Raw genomic sequence first — 13,637 nt, forward strand, 5'->3', positions numbered from 1 at the left:
TGAATATCAGGCAACCGTGCGGGCCGGGCCGGCCTAACGCCGTTGCCGCCCTTACAATACCCGCTCCGTCTCACGACACGACCATCGAGCCATGACCCGAGATCCCCGCCTCACCCTCAACGCGCGCCAGCAGGAATTGCTCGAATGGGTGCAGCGCGACGGCTTCGTGACCGTCGACGATCTCGCCGCGCACTTCGCGGTGACGCCGCAGACGATCCGCCGCGACGTGAACTGGCTGGCGGACCTGAACCTGCTGCGCCGCTACCACGGCGGCGCGAGCCTGCCGACCAGCTCGGAGAACGTGTCGTACACCGCGCGCCAGCGGATGTTCCACGACGAGAAGCGGCGCATCGCGGCGCTCGCGGCGTCGCACATTCCCGATCAGGCGTCGCTGTTCATCAACCTCGGCACGACCACCGAGGAAGTCGCACGCGCGCTGAACCGCCACCACGGGCTACACGTGATCACGAACAACCTGAACGTCGCGTCGATGATGAGCGGCTACCCCGACTGCGAGGTGCTGATCACGGGCGGCATCGTGCGGCCGTGGGACAAGGGGATCGTCGGCGAACTCGCGATCGACTTCATCCGCCAGTTCAAGGTCGACTACGCGATCATCGGCACGTCGGCGATCGAGGCCGACGGCACGCTGCGCGACTTCGACACACGCGAGGTGCGCGTGGCCGAGGCGATCATGCAGCATGCGCGCACCGTCTATCTCGTGACCGACCATTCGAAGGTCGGCCGTCCCGCGCTGGTGCGCCAGGGCCACCTGAGCCAGGTGCACGCGCTCTTCACCGACAAGCCGCTGCCGCCCGAGATGGCCGACACCGTCGCGGCCGCCGGCACCCAGGTGTACGTCGCCGAGTGACGGTTCCGATGCTGCACCGCACCCGAAACTTCAAGTGAAATCAAGAAGTTGGCGTTGCGAGCAAACCGCTTGCGCGTGGCTCGGCTGTCAAACGGAAAATTAACGGGGCCCGATTTGTCGTTGCCCGCGCGCTCGACTAGACTCCAGTTCCCCGGCCCATTTCGACCGTTCCGCCTGTGCCAGGGCGCGGACGAATGGCATGGCCGGCGAATACAGCTTTCCCCCCAAGCCATACCCCGCTGGGTATCGCGCGTCGGCCCGTGCGCCGGCTGCGCGGGCTGACTGGTCGCCATGGAGAGAACGATGCTGAGTCCGCATGAATTCGCCACGCTATTGCTTGTGAAGGACGCTCCCGATCAAACCCACATGGATCGGGACGAAATCGACGCACTGCTCGAACAGCAGCTCGTCCGTCTGGAAGGACTCGGTTCGGGGCGCAAATACTGCGTGACCGAAACCGGCGACGCCGCGCTGCGATCCATCAAGTACCGCTATTCGTAAAACCACACCGTTCCTGACCTGACCGCGCGGCCCGGCTGCCGGGCCGCGCGGTCACCCCCGCTTCCCTCCCCCCGCCCCGCCGCAGCCTGCTTCAGCCGCCGCGCAGCGTCGGATCGACCGCCGCCCGCCAGCTAATGGCCTGCGCACGCGCGCCGTTGAAATACGCGATCCAGCCGGCACGCGCCGCCGCATCGGGCGCCGCATAGTGCGTCGAAAGTTCGTTTACGAACGCACAATAGTTCGCATCGGTCAGCCCACGATACCGTTTCGCCACGTACGCGTCATACAGCGTCGAGTAGACCGGCTGCGCGTCCGCACCCCAGTCCCGTGCCGTGCCGCCGCATGACGTCTGCAGGTCGACGAACGACGGCGTGCGCCAGCTGCCGGCGAGCGGCGGCATCCCGGCAGTGCACCCCGCCAGAAGGACGGCGCATACGCCGGCCCACATCCCAATACGCATGATTCACCTCGTGAAACGGTCGATTTCGCCAGTATCGTCCGGGATCGCGCCGCGCGCTACTGGCCCCGCTTTATCGAACTTTACTTTTTCGATTTCGTTCGTTAAATTTCGAATTCGAACATTTCCTGTTCACCCATTTCCATCAGACGATAAGGACAGCAGGTGACCCAACCGAATCGCTACGATCTGCTCGTCGTCGGCGGCGGCATCAACGGCGCGGGCATCGCGCGCGATGCGACCGGCCGCGGCCTGTCGGTCATGCTCTGCGAGCAGGACGATCTCGCGTCGCACACGTCGTCGTCCAGCACGAAGCTGATTCACGGCGGCCTGCGCTACCTCGAGTACAACGAGTTCGGACTCGTGCGCAAGGCGCTGCAGGAGCGCGAGACGCTGCTGCGCGCGGCGCCGCACATCATGTGGCCGCTGCGCTTCGTGATGCCGCACATGCCGAACCTGCGTCCGGCGTGGCTGATCCGCATCGGCCTGTTCCTTTACGATCACCTCGCGAAACGCGAACTGCTGCCCGGCTCGCGCGGCATCGACATGCGCCGCCATGCGGCCGGCGCGCCGCTGATCGATTCGATCAAGCGCGGCTTCGTCTATTCGGACGGCTGGGTCGACGACGCGCGCCTCGTCGTGCTGAACGCGATGGATGCGAAGGAGCGCGGCGCCCAGATCCTGACGCGCACGAAGCTGGTGTCCGCCGAACGCCGCGGCGACGAATGGGAAGCGCGACTGCAGCACGCCGACGGCTCGATCCGCGTCGTGCATGCCCGCGCGATCGCGAACGCGGCCGGCCCGTGGGTCGGCGACGTGCTGAAAGGCGCGCTCGGCCGCGGCGCGCACCACAGCGTGCGGCTCGTGAAGGGCAGCCACATCATCACGCGCCGCCTGTTCGATCATGACCACGCGTACATCTTCCAGAACCCGGACAAGCGGATCATCTTCGCGATTCCGTACGAGCACGATTTCACGCTGATCGGCACGACCGACGTCGAATACACGAACGATCCCGCGAAGGTCGCGATCGATCGCGACGAGACGCAGTACCTGTGCGATTCGATCAACCGCTACTTCAAGCGCAAGATCTCGCCGGCCGACGTGCACTGGACCTACTCGGGCGTGCGCCCGCTGCTGGAAGACGAAAACGCCGCGAACGCATCGGCCGTCACGCGCGACTACCGCCTCGAGCTGGACGACGGCGCGGGCGCCCCGCTGCTGTCGGTGTTCGGCGGCAAGATCACGACGTTCCGCAAGCTCGCGGAAGAAGCCGGCGACATGCTGTGCCGCGCACTCGGCCGCGACGCGAAGACCTGGACGGCCGGCGTCGCGCTGCCGGGCGGCGACATCGCGAACGCGAAGTTCGACGCATTCGCCGATACGTTCGCCAAACGCCATGCGTGGCTGCCCGCCGCGCTCGCCCGCCGCTATGCCCGTGCATACGGCACGCGCGCGGAACGCGTGATCGACGGCGCGAAGTCGCTCGCCGATCTCGGCACCGAAATCGCACCGGGCATCTACGACGCCGAACTGCGCTACCTGCGCGACGCCGAATGGGCGACCTGCGCGCAGGACGTGCTGTGGCGCCGCTCGAAGCTCGGCCTGCACGTCGCGCCCGGCACGCTCGACGCGGTGACCGCCGCGGTCGACGCGTGGTTCGCCGCCGCGCACGCGCCGCACGCCTGACCGGAATGCAGTTGCAGTTGCTTGACCGACGTTGACTCACCGACGCGCCGCCCCACATGCGGCGCGCATCACAACTAAGCCAAATCCACGGATGGAGATGAGAGACATGCAGGATCAGTACATCCTCGCGCTTGACCAGGGCACCACGAGTTCCCGCGCGATGCTGTTCGATCGCCAGGGCAATATCGTTTCGATCGCCCAGAAGGAATTCGAGCAGATCTACCCGCAACCCGGCTGGGTCGAGCACGATCCGCAGGAAATCTGGTCGACGCAAGCCGGCGTCGCCGCCGAAGCCGTCACGCGCACGGGCCTGAACGGCACGTCGATCGCCGCGATCGGCATCACCAACCAGCGCGAAACCACGATCGTCTGGGATCGCGAGACGGGCCAGCCCGTCTACAACGCGATCGTCTGGCAGGATCGCCGCACGGCCGACTTCTGCGATTCGCTGAAGGCCCAGGGCTTCGAGGCGAAGGTGCGCGCGAAGACCGGCCTGCCGATCGATTCGTACTTCTCCGGGACCAAGATCCGCTGGATTCTCGACAACGTGCCGGGCGCACGCGAGAAGGCCAAGCAGGGCAAGCTCGCGTTCGGCACCGTCGACAGCTGGCTCGTGTGGAACTTCACGAAGCACGAACTGCACGTGACCGACGTGACGAACGCGTCGCGCACGATGCTGTTCAACATCCACACGCGCGAGTGGGACAACGAACTGCTCGACATGCTCGACATCCCGCGCAGCATGCTGCCGGAAGTGAAGGCATCGTCGGAAATCTACGGCCACACGAAGACCACCGTGTTCGCATCGAAGATCCCGCTCGCGGGCATCGCAGGCGACCAGCACGCGGCGCTGTTCGGCCAGATGTGCACGACGTCGGGCATGGTGAAGAACACCTACGGCACCGGCTGCTTCCTGATGATGAACACCGGCGACAAGCCGATCGAGTCGAAGAACAACCTCGTCACGACGATCGCCTGGCAGATCGGCGACGACGTGCAGTACGCGCTGGAAGGCAGCATCTTCATCGCGGGCGCGGTGGTGCAGTGGCTGCGCGACGGCGTCGGCATCATCAAGTCGGCCGCTGAAATCGAAGCGCTCGCCGCGAGCGTGCCGCACACCGACGGCGTCTACCTGGTGCCCGCGTTCGCCGGCCTCGGCGCACCGCACTGGAACGCGCGGGCGCGCGGCTCGGTGTTCGGCGTCACGCGCGGCACGACCTCCGCGCACCTCGCACGTGCGGCGCTCGATTCGATCGCGTACCAGTCGCTCGACGTGCTGGCCGCGATGGAAGCCGATTCGGGCATCAGCATCGGCGAGCTGCGCGTGGACGGCGGCGCGAGCGCGAACGACCTGCTGATGCAGTTCCAGGCGGACCTGCTCGGCGTCGACGCGGTGCGTCCGCAGATCACCGAGACGACCGCGCTCGGCGCGGCCTACCTCGCGGGCCTCGCGATCGGCTACTGGAAGAACCTCGACGAAGTGCGCGACCAGTGGCAGCTCGATCGCCGCTTCTCGCCGTCGATGCCGAAGGAGCACGTCGAACGCTGCATGTCGGGCTGGCAGCGTGCGGTGCGTGCCGCGAAGGCATGGGCCGACGACGCGCAGTAACCGTCAGGCATCCGGACGAAATACAACAACACCGGCGGACCGCGCACTGCGCGAGTCCGCCGTGATTCAAGAGAGACAAACATGTCACCTTATATTGCGGAATTCATCGGCACAGCGATCCTCGTGCTGCTCGGCAACGGCGCGGTCGCCAACGTGCTGCTTGCAAAGACCAAGGGCAAAGGCGCGGACCTGATCGTGATCGTGATGGGCTGGGCGATGGCCGTGTTCGTCGCCGTCTACGTGACCGCGTCGTTCAGCGGCGCGCACCTGAACCCGATCGTTACCATCAGTCTCGCGCTCGCGGGCAAGTTCGCGTGGTCGAAAGTCGGCGGCTACGTCCTCGCGCAGATGCTCGGCGGGATGGCCGGCGCGCTGCTCGTGTGGCTCGCCTATCGCCAGCACTTCGCGAAGGAAGCCGATGCGGACCTGAAGCTCGCGGTGTTCTGCACGGCGCCCGCGATCCGCAGCGTCACGCACAACGTGCTGACCGAAGCGATCTGCACGTTCGTGCTGATCCTCGGCGTGCTGTACCTCGCGTCGCCGCAAGTCGGCCTCGGCGCGCTCGACGCACTGCCCGTCGGCCTGCTCGTGCTCGGCATCGGCATCTCGCTCGGCGGCCCGACCGGCTATGCGATGAGCCCCGCGCGCGACCTGTCGCCGCGCATCATGCACGCGCTGCTGCCGATCCCCGGCAAGCGCGACAGCGACTGGCGCTATGCATGGGTGCCCGTCGTCGGCCCACTGCTCGGCGGCGCCGCGGCGGCCGGCCTGTACCTGCACCTGCATACGACGATCTGATCGTGGCTTGACCGAAACGCGCGGCGGTCCTCGCCGCGCGTTTTGCTTTCCTTCCTTCGTTCGCCTTCCCTCGCGCTTCGTTTCCGCTACCGGCCTCACTCGGCCGATACCAGCGACTTCAGCTTCACCCCCGTATCCGCGACAGCCAACGGGCTCACGTCGCTCCCGCGCTCGACCAGCATTCTCGCCACCCGCATGTCCTTGACGAACCCCGACGCGCGGCCGAAACCGCTTGCGGCGACGAGCCGCGCTCCGGCATCGAAATGGAAATGGATTTCCGCGTCGTCGCCGAGCACGCGCGCGACCGATCGCTCGCCAAGCGCCGGCTCTCCAGCCACCTGCAACTGCGCGTCGTATTGATCCGACCAGAACCACGGTGTCTCGCGATACGGCTCGTCGGCGCCGAGCATGTTGCGCGCGGCGACGCGTGCCTGGGTCTCGGCGCCGTGCCAGGTTTCCTGCCGGACCGGCCGGCCCGACAACGCACTCGGGAACACCGCCACGTCGCCCGCTGCGTAGATGCCGCGCGCCGACGTCTCGAGCCGCTCGTTCACGACAATGCCGCGCTCGACGGCGAGGCCCGCCTCACGCGCCAGCTCGTCGGCCGGCTCGATGCCGATGCCGGTCACGACCGTGTCGGCGATCAGCGTGTCGCCATCGTCGAGCGTGCGCAATGCAAACACCCCGTCTAACGTCGCACCTGGAATCGTCAAGCGACGCGCGCGGCCGCCGGTCGCGAGCAGCAGCGCGTCGTAGCCGGACACGCGGCCATCCGACAGGCGCACTTCGCGTGCGTCCGGATCGATGCGCTCGACCGTCGCGACGACCGGCTCGATGTGATCGGCCGCCCACGCTTCCGGATCGCGCAACCGGCACTGCGCCGCGCTGCGTTCGCCGGTCAGCACGCCCTTCGACAACGGCGGCCGCTCGTACGGCAGGTGCGCCTCCGCGCCGATCAGCACGATCCGCCCGCGTGGCCCGCGCCGACGATCGCCATCACCCGGTCGCTCGTCATCGCGTTACACCTCGATCAGGATGCGGCCGTTGTCGATCTTCGCGCGGTACGTGCGCAGCTTCTCGCAGGCGGGCGCGGACAGCGGCCGGCCGTCGCGCACGTCGAAGCGCCCGTTGTGCTTCGGGCATTCGATCACGTGGTCGATCACGAGCCCGTCCGCGAGATGTACTTGCTCGTGCGTGCACAGGCCGTCGCTCGCATAGACTTCGCCGTCGATGCGGTAGATCGCGTACGTGTGGCCGGCATGGTCGAAGCGCGCGACGTCTTCGTCGTCGATGTCGTCGAGCGCGCCGGTATCGATCCATTGCGTCATGTTGCGTGTCTCCGGGGTTGGAAGGTTCGATGTCGGTCACGCATGCGCGGCATCCGGCACGGGCCGCACGACGTAATCGGTCGGGTCGCGCGTCTGCCTGACCAGCGCCGGCACGATCTCCGCATACGCGTCCAGCGTGCTGCGGTACGGCGGCGGCATGTCGGCCTTCACCGCCTCGTGCAGCTTCGGCAGCGCGTGGAACGGCACCATCGGGAACATGTGGTGCTCGACGTGGTAGTTCATGTTCCAGTACAGGAAGCGGAACACCGGATTCATCATCACGGTCCGGCAGTTGCGCCGGTGATCGAGCACGTTCTCGGGCATGCCCGCGTGCTGCGTGAGGCCGAAATACAGGTACAGCCACGCGCCGTAGAGGCTCGGCAGCCCGATGTAGAGCAGCGGCAGGATCGTGTGCCAGTAGAGCGACGCACCGGTCACGAGCGCGTACACCGCGAGATGGAGGCGAGACTCGCGCACCACCTTCGGCCGTTCCGATTCGGGCACGTAGGTGCGCTCCTCGTCGTCGAGCCGGCCGGTGAAGGCCGTCGCGATCATCTTGCGCAGCTCGCCGGCCACGTGCTTCAGCGCGACGATGTTCAGCGCGAGCGAGGCCCAGTCGGTCGGCTTCGGCGCGGCGATTTCCGGATCGCGCCCGACGACCAGCGTATCGGTGTGATGACGTGCATGGCTCCAGCGCCACGCCGTCGCGCGGCGGAACACCTGGAACGACGCGACCTGGTACAGCACGTCGTTCATCCAGCGCGTGCGGAACGCGGTGCCGTGCCCGCATTCGTGCCAGCGCGAGTCGGCCGGGCTGCAGTAGAGCGTGCCGTACACGAAGAACGCGGGAATCGCCCACGCCGAATGTGCGCGCCACGCCAGCCATGCGAGCCCCCCGCTGATCGCGATCGCCGCGTACCAGATCAGCGTATCGCGGATCGCGCGCGCGTCGCCGCGCTGCATCAGCTGCTTCATCAGCGGCCGCGGCACCGGGCATCGGTACCACTCCGCATTGGCGAGCCCGGCCGCCTGCGCGCGCTCGCCGGCGCCGCCGATCATCCGGTAGGCCTGACGGCGCGCCACCGTGCGGTCGTGCGCCTGGTCGTCGATATGAGTCACGTGCGTCTCCTGGATTCCTTGTTCGTAGGAAGCGCGGCAAGCGCTTCGGCATGGAATCAAAATTAGGCCCGCGGCCTCCCTCGCTCAATCGAAACGTTGACGAAATTTCGCCATCGCTTTAGCGTTCCCCGCATCGCCACGTCTCGATGGCGACCCCACGATGGAGACAACCATGGCAGGCGAATCCGGGCCGCGCTGGCGCAAGCGCACCGCACGCTTCGACGAGATCGCGGCGCTTGCCGGCGTCAGCACGACCACCGTCGACCGCGTGCTGAACGAGCGCGGCAGCGTCTCGGCGCAGGCGCGCGAACGCGTGGTGGCGGCCGCGCGGCAGCTTGGCGTGCCGCGTCAGTTGCCCGACACGCGGCACGGGCTGCTCCACGTCGACGTGCTGCTGCCGGACACCGACGCGGCTTTCTTCAAGCGGCTGCAGCTGGCGCTGCAGCGCTCGCTGCAGATGCTCGACCGGCGCGTGGTCGTGCACCGGACGATCCTGCCCGCCGCCGACGACGAGCGGGCCGCCGCGCTGATCGAACGGCCCGCCTACCGGCGCGCGGCGCTGATCGTCACGGCGCGCGACACGAGCCGCGTGCGCGACGCGCTGGCCGGCGCGATCGCGCGCGGCGAGACCGTCGTCACGATGGTCACCGACATCGGCGGCATCGACCGCGCGCACTTCGCCGGCATCGACAACTACCGGGCCGGGCGCACGGCCGGCTATTACATCGGCCGCCTGGCGGCACGCCCCGGCCGCGTGCTGCTGCTCGGCGGGCGCATGGGCTACCGCGCGCACGCCGACCGGATGGCCGGCTGCCGCGACCAGCTCGCCGAAGCGTTCGCCGCCGTCCGCTGCGACGCCGAGCCGGTCGAGACGCTCGACCAGGACGACCGCTGCTACCGCGCGGTGACGAAGACGCTGCAGGCGCACGACGACGTGGTCGCGATCTACAACAGCGGCGCCGGCTCGGCCGGCATCGAAGCGGCGCTGCGCAAGGCCGGCGCGGCCGGCCGCGTCGTGTGGATCGGCCACGAGATGATCGACCTGCACCGCACCTTCATCGAATCCGGCGCGATGGATCTCGCGATCGACCAGGATCCGGACGGCCAGGTGATTTCCGCACTGCAGCACGTGCTGCATGCGTGCGGGATCGTCGAACAGCCGCCACCGGCCGATCCGGTCGAATTCCGCGTGTTCTGTCCGGCAAACGTGCGGACGAGCGCGTACCTGCCGGCCTGAATTCGAACGCCCGGCCCACCGTCTGTCGCGCCGCATGCGCGTTGCGAAAATATCGACTGCCGCATTGGCGATTTTTCGCCAACGTTTGTCATGCAGCCCGCGCCGCGCCTCCGTACATTGGGCAGCCCATCCCATGACAATGGCGGACAGGAGACGATGGCTGAACCGATCCTCATCGGCGTGAACCTCGACGGCGTGCTCGAACACGACGGCCTGCCGTTGCCCGCGCCCGCCGAACGCTTCCGGATGGTCGCCGGCGCCGGTGTGTTCGACTACGTCGAAAAGAATCCGGCGCGCGGCGAAGACCTGTCGCCGTATTTCGCGCTGGTCGAACGCCATGCGCTGCCGATTCGCGTGATCGGTGGCATCTGGTGCGCGGGCCGTGACGAAGCGCACGTCGCCGAGATCGTCGACGCGGGCGCGCGCTTCGGCAGCACGGTGCTCAACTGTCAGCTGCATGCGCGTCACGCGAGCGGCCATCCGCTGTCCGATCGCGAGGTCGCCGATTTCTACCTGCGGACCTACGAGCGCGGCGAGCCGGCCGGCTGCCTGCCGAGCCTCGAAGTGCACGTCGACATGTGGAGCGAGGATTTCACGCGCATCGCACGCGTCGCACGGCTTGTCGAGCAGGCCGGCGTGCCGTTCCGGATCACGCTCGATCATTCGCACCTGCTGTTCAAGATCGGCAACCACACCGAACTCGATGCATCGGGCATCCGCGACGCGGCCGACGGCGGCCGGCGGTTGCTCGACCCTGCATCGCCCGACGCCCTCTACGCCGACTGGATCGCGTGCGGCTGGGTCCGGCATGCGCATGCCCGCAGCGTGATGCCGAATAATCCGGACAACCCGTGGATGCGCCGCGCCGACGGCAGGCCCGGGCGCGGCATCCAGTATCCGTTCGTCGCCCCCGCACCGGGCACCTATCACAGCGCATGGCGCGCGGATGAACTCGACACGTGGAAGGCCGCGCTTCGGCAGTTGCTGCACGCGCAGGCCCACGCACAGCCGGCGCGCGTCGAGCAGATCAGTTGCGAATTCATCCCGTTTCCCGACTACGGCGGCGGCGCGCGCTATTCGATCTTCGACAACAACGTCGCATGCGCGCACTGGCTGCGCGACACGTGGCGTGCCCTCGCCGCGCCGCCGGCAGCCGACGTCGCACACACCGGCACCTGATTCGCCCCCCGCCCCCACTCGAGACCCAAGGACAGAACGATGACGCAAGCCTTCCATTTTTCGCTGAACCGGATGAGCGCCCCGCGCTTGCCGTTCGACCGTTACGTCGCGCTGTGCCAGCGCCTCGGCGTCGACACGATCGAGATCCGCAACGATCTCGACGGCGTCGAGATCGCCGACGGCACGCCGGCCGCCACCGTGCGCGCAACGGCCGAAGCCGGCGGCGTGACGATCCTGACGATCAACGCGCTGCAGCGCTTCGAGCAATGGAACGCCGAGCGCGCGGACGAGGCGACCGTGCTGGCCGACTACGCGGCGCAATGCGGCGCGCGTGCGCTGGTGCTGTGCCCGACCAACAGCCGCGGCGACACGCGCAGCGCGGACGTGCGCCACGCGGATCTCGTGAAGGCGCTGAAGGCGCTCAGGCCGATCCTCGACGCGCGCGGCCTGCTCGGCTTCATCGAGCCGCTCGGCTTCGAGGAATGCGCGCTGCGCCGCAAGTCGGATGCGGTGAAAGGCATCTACGACGCGGCGGGCGAACAGGTGTTCCGGCTCGTGCACGACACGTTCCACCATCACCTGTCGGGCGAGGACATCTTCTTCCCGAACCTGACCGGCCTCGTGCACGTCTCTGGCGTCGAAGAGGACGACCTGCCGGTCGACCGGATGCGCGACGACCATCGCGTGCTGGTCGGCGGCGCCGACCGGCTCGGCAATATCCGGCAACTGCGCCAACTGCTCGCGCGCGGCTACCGTGGCGCGTTCTCGTTCGAGCCGTTCGCGCACGAAATCGCCGAGGCCGACGACATCGAGGACCGACTGCGAGCGAGCATCGACTACGTGCGCGGCGAACTGGCGAATCAATGAGCGCCGCCACGGTGCACGGCCAACTGCAGCCGCGCACCGGCGCATATTCACGAAATCAACAGGAGAACGGAATGATCGAATTCGCGTTGTTCGGCGCGGGACGGATCGGCAAGATCCATGCGGCGAATCTCGCGCGCCATCCGGGCGCGAAGCTGAAGTACGTCATCGACCGGCATGCGCCGTCGGCCGAAGCGCTGGCCCACGCGCACGGCGCGCAGGTGGCCGACATCGAGCGCGCACTCGGCGATCCGGCTGTCCGGGCGGTCGTGATCGCGTCGAGCACCGACACGCATGCGGACCTGATCGTCGCGGCCGCGAATGCGGGCAAGGCCCTATTCTGCGAGAAGCCCGTCGACCTGAGCGTCGAGCGCTCGCGTACGTGCGCGGACGCCGTCCGGCGCAGCGGCGTGACCTGCATGATCGGCTTCCAGCGCCGCTTCGACCCGACGTTCGCCGCGCTGAAGGCGCGCGTCGAGCGCGGCGAGATCGGCGCGCCGGAAATGCTGGTCGTCACGAGCCGCGACCCGGGCGCACCGCCCGTCGACTACATCCGCAGTTCGGGCGGCATCTTCAAGGACATGCTGATCCACGACTTCGACGTGTTCCGCTGGATTCTCGGCGACGAAGCGCAGACGCTGCACGCGACCGGCAGTTGCCTGACCGATCCGGCCGTGCACGACGCGGGCGACATCGATTCGACGGCCGTGACGATCCGCACGCGACGCGGGCTGCTGTGCCAGATCAACACGTCGCGGCGTGCCGCGTACGGTTACGACCAGCGTTTCGAGCTGCTCGGCAGCACCGGAATGCTGCAGGCCGGCAACGTGCGGCCGACCGAGGTGAGCGCGTGGCTCGCGGCCGGCATCGCGACGGATGTGCCGGAGCCGTTCTTTCTCGAACGCTACCGGCACGCGTATGCGGCCGAGATCGCGCACTTCGTCGATGCGCTGCGCGACGGCACGCCGGTCCGCATGACGATCGACGACGGGCTCGCCGCGCTCGAACTGGCCGAGGCCGCGATGACTTCGTGGAAAACGGGGCGCGTAATCGAGCTGTGACGTCACGGGCGACAAGCGGTGACAGGCGGCGGCGAACCGCGCAAGCGGGCCGCCGCCGGACGATCGGCACCCCACCCGGACGAGACGCAGCCAGCGCGCGGCCGCGTCGGGAAAATTTGCCGAAGCGTCGCGCGGCGTGTGCGTGAATGCACGTATGATGGCGAATTGATCTGTGTCGCCGACATCCCGCTTTTTCACCACCATGCTCGATCACCTCATCTGCGACTGCGACGGCGTGCTCGTCGACAGCGAAATCATTGCCGACCGCGTCCTGCTCGACACGCTGTCCGCCACGTTCCCGGATCTCGATTTCGAAGCCGCCGCCAAGTCGGCGTTCGGCCAGCAGACGTCGCGCTTCCTGGCGGGAATCGAATCCCGCTTCGGGATCGAGATGCCGGCCAACTTCATCGAGACCATCGAGCACAACATCGAGCGCGCGCTGGCGCAATCGCTCGCGCCGATCTCCGGCGTGCGCGACGCGCTGCTGAAGGTGAGCCTGCCGGCGGCCGTCGTGTCGAACAGCCGGCTCGCACGCGTGCGCAGCTCGCTGAAGCGCGCGGCGCTCACCGAGATCTTCGGCGATCGCGTGTTCAGCTCCGAGCAGGTGGCGCGGCCGAAGCCCTACCCCGACGTCTACCTGCATGCGGCACACACGCTCGGCGTCGCGCCGGAGCGCTGCATCGTCGTCGAGGACAGCGTGTCGGGATTGAATGCCGCGCGGGCGGCAGGCATGAAGACGATCGCATTCGTCGGCGCGAGCCATATCCCCGACAACTACGCGGACGCGCTGCGCGCGATGGGCATCACGCGAATCATGCGCAAGATGGACGAACTGCCGGCGCTCGTCGAAGCCGGCATGCGCGGCGAATTCGGGGACGTACAGTCCTGATGGTCGTGCCGGCCCGATCAGGCTGATCGGGCCGA

13 protein-coding genes and 1 pseudogene are annotated in these 13,637 nt (G+C 67.8%); 10 read left to right on the forward strand and 4 right to left on the reverse strand.

The features are described 5' to 3' along the window. The first annotated feature begins 91 nt into the window (after positions 1 to 91). Positions 92 to 871, forward strand: coding sequence for a DeoR/GlpR family DNA-binding transcription regulator (locus QZM35_RS20250; protein WP_006493999.1), 780 nt, complete (start codon positions 92 to 94; stop codon positions 869 to 871). A gap of 303 nt (positions 872 to 1,174) precedes the next feature. Next, a complete protein-coding gene (locus QZM35_RS20255) occupies positions 1,175 to 1,372 on the forward strand; it encodes a hypothetical protein (RefSeq protein ID WP_011353109.1) in 198 nt (65 codons plus the stop codon). 91 nt (positions 1,373 to 1,463) lie between these two features. Here QZM35_RS20255 and QZM35_RS20260 read toward each other — a convergent pair whose 3' ends face one another. After that, complete coding sequence (locus tag QZM35_RS20260) at positions 1,464 to 1,832, reverse strand: hypothetical protein (RefSeq protein WP_301776677.1); 369 nt, start codon at positions 1,830 to 1,832, stop codon at positions 1,464 to 1,466. Positions 1,833 to 1,994: 162 nt separating this feature from the next. Between QZM35_RS20260 and glpD the strand changes: the two genes are divergently transcribed. From glpD to QZM35_RS20275, 3 genes are all read left to right on the forward strand, one after another. After that, positions 1,995 to 3,518 (forward strand): glycerol-3-phosphate dehydrogenase, encoded by a 1,524-nt coding sequence (gene glpD, locus QZM35_RS20265; RefSeq protein ID WP_301776678.1) that lies wholly within the window; start codon positions 1,995 to 1,997, stop codon positions 3,516 to 3,518. Positions 3,519 to 3,624: 106 nt separating this feature from the next. Then, complete coding sequence (glpK, locus tag QZM35_RS20270) at positions 3,625 to 5,127, forward strand: glycerol kinase GlpK (RefSeq protein ID WP_089431661.1); 1,503 nt, start codon at positions 3,625 to 3,627, stop codon at positions 5,125 to 5,127. Positions 5,128 to 5,208: 81 nt separating this feature from the next. Then, the gene (locus QZM35_RS20275; protein ID WP_006484467.1) at positions 5,209 to 5,925 is read left to right on the forward strand and encodes an MIP/aquaporin family protein; all 717 of its coding nucleotides are present in this window, start codon (positions 5,209 to 5,211) and stop codon (positions 5,923 to 5,925) included. 95 nt (positions 5,926 to 6,020) lie between these two features. Here the strand turns inward: QZM35_RS20275 and QZM35_RS20280 are convergent. The 3 genes and pseudogenes from QZM35_RS20280 to QZM35_RS20290 all read right to left on the reverse strand — a co-directional run bounded on the left by QZM35_RS20280 (position 6,021) and on the right by QZM35_RS20290 (position 8,372). After that, positions 6,021 to 6,940, reverse strand: a pseudogene (locus QZM35_RS20280) (NAD(P)/FAD-dependent oxidoreductase). A 4-nt stretch (positions 6,941 to 6,944) separates the two neighbouring features. Then, on the reverse strand, positions 6,945 to 7,253 hold the full coding sequence (locus QZM35_RS20285) for a non-heme iron oxygenase ferredoxin subunit (RefSeq protein ID WP_089426273.1): 309 nt from the start codon (positions 7,251 to 7,253) through the stop codon (positions 6,945 to 6,947). 36 nt (positions 7,254 to 7,289) lie between these two features. Further along, a complete protein-coding gene (locus tag QZM35_RS20290) occupies positions 7,290 to 8,372 on the reverse strand; it encodes a fatty acid desaturase family protein (protein WP_301776680.1) in 1,083 nt (360 codons plus the stop codon). Positions 8,373 to 8,544: 172 nt separating this feature from the next. Here QZM35_RS20290 and QZM35_RS20295 point away from each other — a divergent pair, with 172 nt between their 5' ends. From QZM35_RS20295 to QZM35_RS20315, 5 genes are all read left to right on the forward strand, one after another. Next, on the forward strand, positions 8,545 to 9,609 hold the full coding sequence (locus QZM35_RS20295) for a LacI family DNA-binding transcriptional regulator (RefSeq protein ID WP_174972988.1): 1,065 nt from the start codon (positions 8,545 to 8,547) through the stop codon (positions 9,607 to 9,609). 156 nt (positions 9,610 to 9,765) lie between these two features. Continuing rightward, a complete protein-coding gene (locus tag QZM35_RS20300; RefSeq protein ID WP_301776681.1) occupies positions 9,766 to 10,788 on the forward strand; it encodes a xylose isomerase in 1,023 nt (340 codons plus the stop codon). Between the two features lie 39 nt (positions 10,789 to 10,827). After that, a complete protein-coding gene (locus QZM35_RS20305; RefSeq protein WP_301776682.1) occupies positions 10,828 to 11,655 on the forward strand; it encodes a TIM barrel protein in 828 nt (275 codons plus the stop codon). A 71-nt stretch (positions 11,656 to 11,726) separates the two neighbouring features. Beyond that, entirely contained in the window at positions 11,727 to 12,713 is a 987-nt protein-coding gene (gene iolG / locus QZM35_RS20310) for an inositol 2-dehydrogenase (RefSeq protein WP_301776683.1), read from the forward strand. A gap of 202 nt (positions 12,714 to 12,915) precedes the next feature. Further along, complete coding sequence (locus tag QZM35_RS20315; RefSeq protein WP_301776684.1) at positions 12,916 to 13,602, forward strand: HAD family phosphatase; 687 nt, start codon at positions 12,916 to 12,918, stop codon at positions 13,600 to 13,602. The last annotated feature ends 35 nt before the right edge of the window (positions 13,603 to 13,637 follow it).

The sequence above is a fragment of the Burkholderia sp. AU45274 genome, from assembly GCF_030482505.1.
Classification (GTDB): Bacteria; Pseudomonadota; Gammaproteobacteria; order Burkholderiales; family Burkholderiaceae; genus Burkholderia.

What these genes read in the sequence shown, in the direction of transcription:
- QZM35_RS20250 (WP_006493999.1), top strand. Translation starts at nt 92, where the DNA reads ATGACCCGAGATCCCCGCCTCACCCTCAACGCGCGCCAGCAGGAATTG.
- QZM35_RS20255 (WP_011353109.1), top strand. Translation starts at nt 1,175, where the DNA reads ATGCTGAGTCCGCATGAATTCGCCACGCTATTGCTTGTGAAGGACGCT.
- QZM35_RS20260 (WP_301776677.1), bottom strand. Translation starts at nt 1,832, where the DNA reads ATGCGTATTGGGATGTGGGCCGGCGTATGCGCCGTCCTTCTGGCGGGG.
- glpK (WP_089431661.1), top strand. Translation starts at nt 3,625, where the DNA reads ATGCAGGATCAGTACATCCTCGCGCTTGACCAGGGCACCACGAGTTCC.
- QZM35_RS20275 (WP_006484467.1), top strand. Translation starts at nt 5,209, where the DNA reads ATGTCACCTTATATTGCGGAATTCATCGGCACAGCGATCCTCGTGCTG.
- QZM35_RS20285 (WP_089426273.1), bottom strand. Translation starts at nt 7,253, where the DNA reads ATGACGCAATGGATCGATACCGGCGCGCTCGACGACATCGACGACGAA.
- QZM35_RS20295 (WP_174972988.1), top strand. Translation starts at nt 8,545, where the DNA reads ATGGCAGGCGAATCCGGGCCGCGCTGGCGCAAGCGCACCGCACGCTTC.
- QZM35_RS20300 (WP_301776681.1), top strand. Translation starts at nt 9,766, where the DNA reads ATGGCTGAACCGATCCTCATCGGCGTGAACCTCGACGGCGTGCTCGAA.
- QZM35_RS20305 (WP_301776682.1), top strand. Translation starts at nt 10,828, where the DNA reads ATGACGCAAGCCTTCCATTTTTCGCTGAACCGGATGAGCGCCCCGCGC.
- iolG (WP_301776683.1), top strand. Translation starts at nt 11,727, where the DNA reads ATGATCGAATTCGCGTTGTTCGGCGCGGGACGGATCGGCAAGATCCAT.
- QZM35_RS20315 (WP_301776684.1), top strand. Translation starts at nt 12,916, where the DNA reads ATGCTCGATCACCTCATCTGCGACTGCGACGGCGTGCTCGTCGACAGC.